Origin of the sequence: Dyadobacter psychrotolerans, assembly GCF_004349265.1 — a bacterium.
Taxonomy (GTDB): Bacteria; Bacteroidota; Bacteroidia; order Cytophagales; family Spirosomataceae; genus Dyadobacter; species Dyadobacter psychrotolerans.
Genome location: NZ_SMFL01000024.1, coordinates 59,934 through 69,383, shown reverse-complemented (window position 1 = coordinate 69,383; position 9,450 = coordinate 59,934). Strand labels below are relative to the sequence as shown.

Annotated in this window: 7 protein-coding genes and 1 pseudogene; 3 read left to right on the top strand and 5 right to left on the bottom strand. The window is 44.0% G+C overall.

Annotated features, from left to right (window positions below; genetic code table 11):
* Positions 1-226, bottom strand: a 226-nt coding sequence (gene tnpA, locus E0F88_RS32320) for an IS66 family insertion sequence element accessory protein TnpA (protein ID WP_131959853.1), incomplete at its 3' end; no start/stop codon positions are given.
* Positions 227-310: 84 nt separating this feature from the next.
* Between tnpA and E0F88_RS32315 the strand changes: the two are divergent.
* A pseudogene (locus E0F88_RS32315) lies at positions 311-670 on the top strand (transposase); the annotation flags it as partial.
* Positions 671-753: 83 nt separating this feature from the next.
* Here the strand turns inward: E0F88_RS32315 and E0F88_RS32310 are convergent.
* The 3 genes from E0F88_RS32310 to E0F88_RS32300 are packed head-to-tail and all read right to left on the bottom strand — an operon-like array spanning position 754 to position 6,238.
* Complete coding sequence (locus tag E0F88_RS32310; RefSeq protein ID WP_131962738.1) at positions 754-2,043, bottom strand: TolC family protein; 1,290 nt, start codon at positions 2,041-2,043, stop codon at positions 754-756.
* Positions 2,044-2,053: 10 nt separating this feature from the next.
* Positions 2,054-5,164 (bottom strand): efflux RND transporter permease subunit, encoded by a 3,111-nt coding sequence (locus E0F88_RS32305; RefSeq protein WP_131962736.1) that lies wholly within the window; start codon positions 5,162-5,164, stop codon positions 2,054-2,056.
* Between the two features lie 9 nt (positions 5,165-5,173).
* A complete protein-coding gene (locus tag E0F88_RS32300; RefSeq protein ID WP_165940222.1) occupies positions 5,174-6,238 on the bottom strand; it encodes an efflux RND transporter periplasmic adaptor subunit in 1,065 nt (354 codons plus the stop codon).
* Positions 6,239-6,929: 691 nt separating this feature from the next.
* Here E0F88_RS32300 and E0F88_RS32295 point away from each other — a divergent pair.
* Positions 6,930-7,349 carry a hypothetical protein gene (locus tag E0F88_RS32295; RefSeq protein WP_131962732.1) on the top strand — a complete coding sequence of 140 codons (420 nt, stop codon included), beginning with the start codon at positions 6,930-6,932 and terminating at the stop codon, positions 7,347-7,349.
* 109 nt (positions 7,350-7,458) lie between these two features.
* Positions 7,459-7,863, top strand: coding sequence for a hypothetical protein (locus tag E0F88_RS32290; protein WP_131962730.1), 405 nt, complete (start codon positions 7,459-7,461; stop codon positions 7,861-7,863).
* A 931-nt stretch (positions 7,864-8,794) separates the two neighbouring features.
* Here the strand turns inward: E0F88_RS32290 and E0F88_RS32280 are convergent.
* Positions 8,795-9,370, bottom strand: coding sequence for a porin family protein (locus tag E0F88_RS32280; RefSeq protein WP_131962726.1), 576 nt, complete (start codon positions 9,368-9,370; stop codon positions 8,795-8,797).
* Positions 9,371-9,450 lie beyond the last annotated feature (80 nt).

The window sequence follows — 9,450 nt, the reverse complement described above, 5'->3', positions numbered from 1 at the left end:
TTGGGTAGACAATCTGGCAAGAATCATTTGATGCGGATTGTTGGCCTGATATCTGAACAAAGCCACCTACCTTTTCGACAGGCAACCGCGCGGCCAACTTTTCTTTTCCCGCCCAGTAACCAAATTTGGCTACCGTGATGCCATGTGGCTTGCAAAATTCACTCTGGGTTAGCCCACTTTTACGCCATTCCCTTACTAATTTGAACATCTCTTCCGACTGATCCATTTTGATTGGTTTTTAAGTCAAAAGTAAAAACCACGTTTCTCTTAAGAAATATGTGGTTCATAGGATGCTTACGCAGAAACAAACGGTTTTGAATTGATACGAAATAAGAAGCAACTCACAAGTTATGCCGGCTTTGATGTCAAAGAAAAGCAATCCGGTACTTCCGTGAAAGGCAAACCACGGATATCCAAAAAAGGGAACCGGAGTCTAAGGAAGGCCATGTATTTACCATCAATGAGCGCAGTAAAATGGGATGATAATTTTAAAGATATGTATGTAAGAATCGTTAGTAAACAGGGTATTAAGATGAAGGGCTTGATAGCCGTTCAGAGGAAATTATTGGAATTGACCTACACGCTATTTAAGAATAAAGTGAGCTATGATAAATCATACGAGAGCAAAAAGGCAGAGCAAAAAAATAGCATGTCAGCGCAAAAGGCATAAACATGCTATACTGGCTGGCTCTGGACCGCCTTCAATAACAAAGATATAAAAAATTGAAATTTTATAGGTTACCAACACAGAATCTAATTAGTGTGCTTACCGGTCAAAAAATAATAGCTGGCCTGCTTACTCCTGAAATTAGCCAGAGAATTTACAAGTTCGCTGTTGGCCTGTTGGTATAAAGCCTGGGCATCAATCAGCTCAGTGATACCAACAAGTCCACTTGCATAATTGTCCTGGCTTACTTTCAGGTTTTCCTGGGCCTGCTGAAAGTTTTCCTGGGCAAAACCAATTTCTTTGAGCGCATCTGACATATCGTACCATGCTTTTGTAATTCCGACTAGGAGCTGGCTTTCCACATCCTTAAACTGATTCTGCGCTATTTGCTCACTTAGCTGCCGCTGTTTGAGCTTTTGCTTTCCCTTACCCCACCAGTCTGAAATAGGTACCTGCACGGTTGCCATCGAAATGGGGATAAACTTACTGCCAAGCCCGTTGCTGATACCTCCAAACTGGGCCGCATTTACACCTATTGATACTGTAGGCAGATATTCTCCCCTGGCTAATTTTGTCTTCAGTTTCTCGCTTTCAAGGCGTTTTTTTATTAGAACATACGTACTATTTACTTCCAGCGAAATGTCGGGAGCCAATAGAAGAGGTGTTTTTTCAACCCCGGCAAGTGTATCCTGCATGAGCAGAGAATCGCTGAAGGCAACGCCTGTATACATACAAAAATCAAGTAAGGCTAGCTTGTGACCGCTTTCCAGCTTTGTTTTATTGAGAAGTAGTTTGCTGCGCTGCACCTTTACCTTGAGCATATCATTACGGGCGATAAGACCCGATGTTAGCATATCATTCTGCTGCTTCAAGATAGCGTCAAGCATTTTTTCATTCGCATGGATTACCTTTGTCTGCTCTTGGAAATTGACCAGGTTCCAGTATTTTTGTTCAGTGACCAGCAAAACAGAATCAGTAGATTGTTTTGCCCTGATCCTGGCAACTTCCAGCTGCAGGGCCGCAAGCTGGTTACCCACCTTGATTTTCCCTCCCACGTAAATGGGCTGTGTAGCCCCCGCACTGAACAGGTACAGGTTTCCGACGCTCTGCTCCAGTAGTGGCGGTATCGCGCCTACCAGGTCTTTAAAACCATATATACCAACGCCATTCAAACTTATAGAAGGGTAGTATGCCGATTTTGCGGACATTATATCTGCCTTTGCCGACTCGATTTGCAGTTCGCTATTCTTTAATATCATACTGTATTCGACGGCGGATTGTTTACTTTCTTCCAGGCGCAATACCCTGGTTTGGGCATATCCCTGTGATGCCAGCTGGCAGGATATCAAAAGAAATATGAAGCTTATTTTTTTCATTCTCGTTATTTTAGAGTGGTGTGTTGGATCCTTCTGTTTGAACCTGTTTATGGTCTTCCCCGCGAAAGAAAAGCAGGTACAGTGTTGGCAAGACAAATAGGGTCAATAGCATGGAAACCAACAGTCCAAAACAGATTACCGTGCCCAAAGGCCCCCATAAGGAAGACCGGCTGGCAATCATTGGGATTACCCCCACCGCTGCCGCAGTGGATGTCAGAAAGATCGGCCGCATCCTTCTCCCGGCGGCATGCACTGCTGCTTCTTTTACAGAGAATCCGTCCTTTAGACGAAGTTCTTCGGCAAAATCGATCAATATAATACCGTTACGAACGACAATGCCGCACAATGCCAGCAGGCCGATGAATGAAGTAAAACCGAAGGGATACTGCATCAGCATCAACCCAAAAGAAGCACCCAGAATACTGAGCGGCATTGTGGTAAGGCTGAGCAGCGCATGTTTCAGGTGCTTGAAGTGCCATACTAGGATCAAAAAAATAATTATCACACTCACCAGCAGGGAGCCGCCCATCGGGAGCATGTTTTCCTGCTGCAATTCATATTCCCCACCATAGGAAATGGTACCTCCTTCTGCCAGCTTAATTTTCTCGATATCCGGGCGCATTTCTTCAAACAGCCGACCGGCCACAGCCCCCTGCTCTACATCCATCCGCACAGTCAGCGTACGAACACCATTGCGGCGTACGATCTGTCCCTGGTGCCAATCCGCGGCAATGTCGGCAACCTGTCTCAGCGGCACAATGGTCTGGGATTGCTGTACTGGCACACTCAGACCAGCTAGCTCGCTGATTTCACTCCGCACACTTTTGTTGGTTTTAACCTTTACATCCAGCGCATAACCGTTCTCCCAAATCTGGGTTGCAAGCAAGCCCTGCATGTTCATGGCTACTACGTTTGCAATATCTTCCTTGCTAAGACCCATCCTGGCTGCCTCGTCTGTTTTAACATCTAGGCGGATACTCTTCTGCATCTGCTCATAATCAGTCCGTACCCAGGTGATGCTCTTTTGCTTTGCTGCAATCTGTTTGATAGACCTGGCTGTTTTCTTTAATTCTGCGATGTCGTTACCGGCTATCCGCACCTCTATCGGGGCAGGTGCAGTGACCATGTTCAGCTGCTTTAGCCTTACATACGCTGACGGAAATTGGTCACTATATTTTTTTTGGTATTCGGAAAGTATATCTTCTGTTGTTTTTTCCGAGGTCGTATTGATCAGTATCTGGGCATAGTTCCTAGCTGGAAGGTTCGGCGCATATACAGTATGGAAACGGGGGGAAGCTGTACCTATAAAGCTTGTATAAGTTAGTATCCGCGCGTCGGCGGCCATGATCTTTTCCATCTTCTTGACCACGCTGTCGGTTTGCCCAAGGCTATACCCATTAGGAAGATATATCTCGACAGAAAATTGGTTACGTTCCACCTTGGGGAACAGTTGCTGTGGTAGCCTGGCCATCAAGCCTACCCCAACAACAATAGACAGTATCCCCAGCACCACGGTGATGGCAGGATGGCCTACTGCATTCGAAATGTGTTTGTCAAAGAAATCCTGCAATCGATCCAGCATCGATTTTTTACCATCTTTCTTGTCTTTATTATGTAATCCCCTTTTGATGAATAGGGTGTTAAAGTGGGGAACAAGGAGCATCGAAATGATCAACGAAAGCGTTAGCGCGATGACGATCGTCAGCGGAAAGACACTTATGAAGTCGGCAGCCACGCCTGTCATAAAGAACATTAGAGGGGCAAAAGTAGCCCCAATAGCGAGCGTGGCCGTAAAAACCGACGGGAACAGCTCCGTGGCGCTTTGCCTTGCTGAATCCCAGACCCCCATGCCGTGATCGAGTTTTTCGACATGGTTGTCTATAACTACGATGGGGTCGTCAACTACAATGCCCAGGACAATGATGAGTGCCGCTAATGTCACAGTATTCAGTTCCAGCCCGAACATATGCATCAATGCTAATGTGGCCGCAATGGTAATCGGTATCGTTGCGGCAGCTACAGAAGCCACCCGGAACGGCAGAAAGATAAGTGCTACGATCACGACGCCAAGCAACGCAAACCCAAATTCCTTCATAAAATGGCTGATGGATTCGCTCACCACTGCCGGCTGGTTTGCCAGTTTAGTCAGTTTGATATCCGAGGGAAGTGTCTTTTGTATGGCTGACAGCTTTTCATCCAGGTCTTCCCCAAAATGCACAATATTTTTTCCGGCAACCATTTCCATCGAAATGACAATGCTCTTGGTGCCGTTTGCCGTCACATACGACTCGGGCTCATCATATTCCCGGCGGATCGAGGCGATGTCGCGCAGGCGGATGATACTGCCATCGCTGCTTTTAATGATCTGGTTTGCAATGTCTGCTTCTGTTTTATAGAAAGAAGTAAGATAAATGGGCCTGTCCAGAATCCGCCCCTGAATGGTACCCGCAACAGTGATCGCCCCTTCCTTTTGAAGTGCCTGCATCAGCGAGCCCGATGTGATACCGTATTGGATAAGCTTGTTGTTGTCAACATAGATGCCGACCTGCTCATTCTGGTTTCCCACTCGGGTGATCTTGGCCAGGCTTTTCACCTGGCGCAGGCCTTCCTCTATATCCTCCACGTTTTGTTGCAGGCTTTTATAGGGCCGCGTTTTGGATTCTACCGCCAGCAGTACCGCAGAAGTACTGCCAAAATCACTGTTCACCAGGATACCCAGCACCTCCCTGGGCATTTGCGCTTTCAGTACCAACACGCCATTTTTGATTTTATTCCAGAATGCCTTGGTATCGCTATCGTTAACATTGTCGGCCACTTCTACAAAAACATACATCATCCCATCCTTGGAATACGAGTACGTTTTTGACTTGTTGACTTCATTGAATGAAAAAAGGTACTCTTCGATTTTTTTTGTCAATTGCTGCTCCACCTGTTCACTGGAAGCGCCGGGGTATGCACCGATAATGATCCCCTGCCGGATGGTGAATTCAGGGAATTCGTTTCGCGGCATATTAACTAGGGCGTAAATCCCCACAACGAAAAATACAGCAGCCAATGTCTTTGGAAACGCATTATAGCGCATCGCCCATTCAACAATAGTGTTGTTCGATTTATTGCTCATCACGGGCGATTATGGGTTAACAATATTAATAGAGGTAGAGTCTGTAATCTTATGGATTCCGGAGGTGATGATCTTTTCATTGCCGGAAAGCCCTGAGGTGATCGCTATCCCATCATTGGACAAATTGCCAACGGTCACCTGTTTTCTTGCCGCCTTGTTTGCCAAAGTATCGGCCACATATACAAATCGTTTTCCCTGTTCATCGACCTGTACCGCTTCAATGGGTATGACTAGGTTGTTTGTCGCCTGCCCAGCTGTAGTTTTTAACTTGTTTGAAAAAAATACATTGCAAGCCATGCCTGGTTTTACGGACCTATCTGCATTAGGAAGCTTAATTTTGACCGTGTAGTTCGGGCTGCCGGCCGTGGCAATTGCCGCGGTCTGGTCTACTATCCCTTTAAGCGCCCGGTTTTGCAGTGCGGCAATCCTGACCGTTGCCTGGGTTCCTTTGGGATACTTGCCGATTTCGGCTTCCGGCACGGGCACATCTACATTGACCGAGGATATGTCCAATAATTTGGCAATGGTCACACCAGGCCCGGCGGTAGCACCTGCATCTAGAAGTTTTGCTCCGATATACCCACTGACCGGTGCATGGATTTTGGTATGGGCAACATTCTGATAGGTTGCCCGGGCTGCTGCGTCGGCTTGTTCATATTGCGAGCGTGCTTCCAGCATGCGTATTTCGGCAATACTTCCTTTCCGGAACACTTCGGATATGCGTTCATAATTTTCTTTTGCCAGTCTTAGCTGTGCCGCCTGAGCCTGGTACTGTGTTTGGTAAACCGTTTCATCAACAGCGGCAATCAACTGTCCTTTGGTTACGTACTGCCCCTCTAGTACAGGAAAGGAGGTGACCGTACCGCTTACCTGGAAACTGAGGTCTATTGCTTTGCCAGCGGTTACAGTCCCTATGTAATTCAAGGGGTCTTTTGTATGGTCTGGTAGGCCGGCCTGCCAGACAGCAACATTGACGGGCGAGCTTGCCGATTCCTGTTCGCCTTTGTTACAGCCGCCAATAATCCCCAGCAAAGCCAGGACGATAAGCGTTTTTTGTCTTTTTAAGATATTCATTGTATTTGTACGATTGACTTTTTTTAAATTTATATCGAACAAAATGCTAAACATTAGACCTTTATATAAGATCTTGATCAGACCGAGTACCCTGCCTTCCGTACGGAGGAGAGGAATTTAATGTCCTTGTCATGAAGCTTAGCGATTTTTCCTTTGCACATCGTAGTATCTTACAAAAATGGCATTTTCTTTTCAAGTGAAAGCAGAGTCAGCTTGGTAAATTCCAGATTGATTCCGAAGATCATCGATAATATTGTAGTATTCTTTTGATTCCATTGAGCTTTAGCTTTATTTAATGCATAGAATTGCGTCAATAAATACATGGTTGCCAGGACTTTTTACGCATCATCTATCAGCTGGAAAATTCATCGATTACAAAGGCCTCAGATTCTCGATTTTTATTTTTAAAGTAACGATAAAAGACAGCTGCGGCTTATATTGTCGCTCTGAAAAAATATTTTTCTATAAGGTGAGACAGGTTAAAACTTGATTTTTGCCTTAAGAGTAATTTCAGCTACAACTGTGGCTCAACGTACTTAAACTGTGGCAGGCACTTAATTTAAAGCTGATGTCATTCTGCTGACCGCCGATATAGCAGACAGTGATTTCGTGAAGTATAAATGCCACGTTGAGCAGCTTATCCCGCTTACAGGACATGCCCCGTCTACATTACCGAAATCAAGAATCCCGTGTGACAGCGAATAGTGGCTTGGATTATTTTGGGCAAATGGGCTTTCAGATTCTTCTGAGGGAGCATACCTTAGTTTTAAAAGGAAATCGCTCAAAATTATTTGCAGGCGGAACAGATCCGGCTGTGAAAGAGATAAGACCTGATGATGGTCCCGAGATTGAACAGGCCCTTTCAGCAAGCCCCGCCTCAGATTTAAATCCTGCTCGCTCACCAGCTTTAGATTCGCCAGGTAACTTTCAACGTATTTTGATTTGCAGCTCCCCACACACGAATGCGGCGGGCAGTCTTATGAAAATTATCGCCGGGCGCTCAAAAATCTTAGCTTGGCGGGCAACGAATTGGTGCTTTCCAACAAGATGGTCATGCGGCGGGCTAGGACCTAATCAAGATGCATATCGCGTCAATTTATTGTCGGAATAGCTCATTTCTATATCAGTAAAAGATTAAAATACAGTAATTGGTACCGAAATTGATTTAAGCGTTATGGCATTGTTTCAAAATCTGAATACGCTTCCAACACGAGCTAAAAATGAATAAGTATTCACTCGAATATCTGAATAATAAAATGGTCTTTGATGAGGCAATATTTCGAAGTATATCAGACTCCGTCCCATTTTCATGCTACTTAAAACGCATGGATGATTTCGAGTTATCTATGGAAATAGAGAGAATTCAGGAAGTCAACATCTTACCGCTGCATGATGTCTTGAATGCAACAATGTCAGTATTCGCAGCGCATTTTTGGAAAGCTAATACATATGATTTTAGGGAACTGCCTGCAACTGATATTCCATTTGACCTGAGGATACCTATTTCGATAGATGTAATACTGATAAAATCCAGCAGGAGTGAGATCGTAGTTGAATTTTTCGTTTACCAGGGAACTGTGGATTTAAGCGAAATAATGCTAAGTATAAAGTCTATATACGTTTAATTGATGTCTAAATGGCCTTTAATAATTTTGATTGTCACTATTCTTTTGAGTAAGAGTGCACGATGAGATGTGATCCTCAGATTTTTTATTGCCTTCTTATGGCAGATGCAGTATCTCCGTAACTTCTTTTTTTAAAGAAACGGGCTCAATAATTTCTCGCAGATTCGCAAATTTCATAACCCGATTACAAATAAAGTTGGATGCTCCGGGCAATCAAAGTGCATAAAAACATTGTTCTCAACGATTTCTTATGGCTTAAAACCAAAGCTTTGCTTTTCCCCCATATAAGTAGTGTGCAAACTGTCGGTCAACCATGATTGATATGTCGGTTATCTTATTACTGATGTCAATAATGTCGGGAAGATATCCTGGTGGTTCCGTCTTGATAAAAAAGCAGGATGATCAATTGCAGGATTTGGTGCCTTTGCCAGCTTACCTAAAACAAAAAATGATGTCGGGTAAGCTGGTCAAAGGACTTATTCTCCTGATAATTAATAAAAGTAAGCCAAAGTAGATTTGAAGTTTCCATTTGGGTGCTTCAACTCGATCAAGAGTAGAAACACCCAGATAGTTGTCTAGGAGGTAAGGTTAAAAACGTTGATAATCTAGCGAAGATATTGTCTTACAGCTACTTTCACAAGTTGCTGATATTAAAGTTATGGGAGTAGCAGCTTAAATGCCGGCAGTTCTCTGCCCAAAAGGATCAGGTAAAGGTCGTATCGCCATGTTCCTTACGCTGGTTTGCAAAGTCAACGATCAGGAACGCATTTTTTGCCACCGATACAAGAAGCATTACTATACCCAAGAAACCACCTGTTCATCATTTGCTGGCACAGGAGGCTTCTGATAAAACTTCTTATCCCCTTATTGATTTGTGAATTCTAAAAATAGAACATCGGTTTGTGTCTATCTAGACTCGGTTACTAATACTTTATTTTTTAAATGGAATTGCCCAGAAAATACTTGCCTGGATCACACTATTTTTGAAGTCCGGATCAATATCATTACCTGAGAAGTCCCCAACTTTGGAAAGTCCCGCGATATAGCGTACACCAACACCCAATCCTACGTTTGATTGAAAACCAATTCCTGCACCGACTGATAAGTCAAGGCCTTTTGCAAAGTTGTTAAAAGTTTGATCCGGTATATCGGAAGATGCTCTGAAACCAACTTGTGGCCCGGCCTCGACGTAAAATCCGCCAGTGGTTTTTAATTTTAACATAACTGGCACCGTTACATAACTAATCTTAAAGTCGCTTTTTGCGCCATTATTGGTAACCTTCGCCCCCTGAGTAGAAAATAATACTTCCGGCTGAATGGAAAAGTGATCACCAAAACCATAATTGAGAACACCACCAATGTGGTAACCAACAAGCGCATCTGATTCAATATTTCCTCCAGTATAGTTACTGATGTTTAAACCCGCTTTTGGTCCAATACTGAAAGACTGTGCAAAAGAAAATGTGCTGATTAATAGCAATGTGATGACAATTGATAAATTTTTCATGTTTGTAATCTTTTAATTTCGAATAATATAACCAGATGTTCTGAAATTCAGGATAAAAAGCTTTTCCCGGACCTTAATTG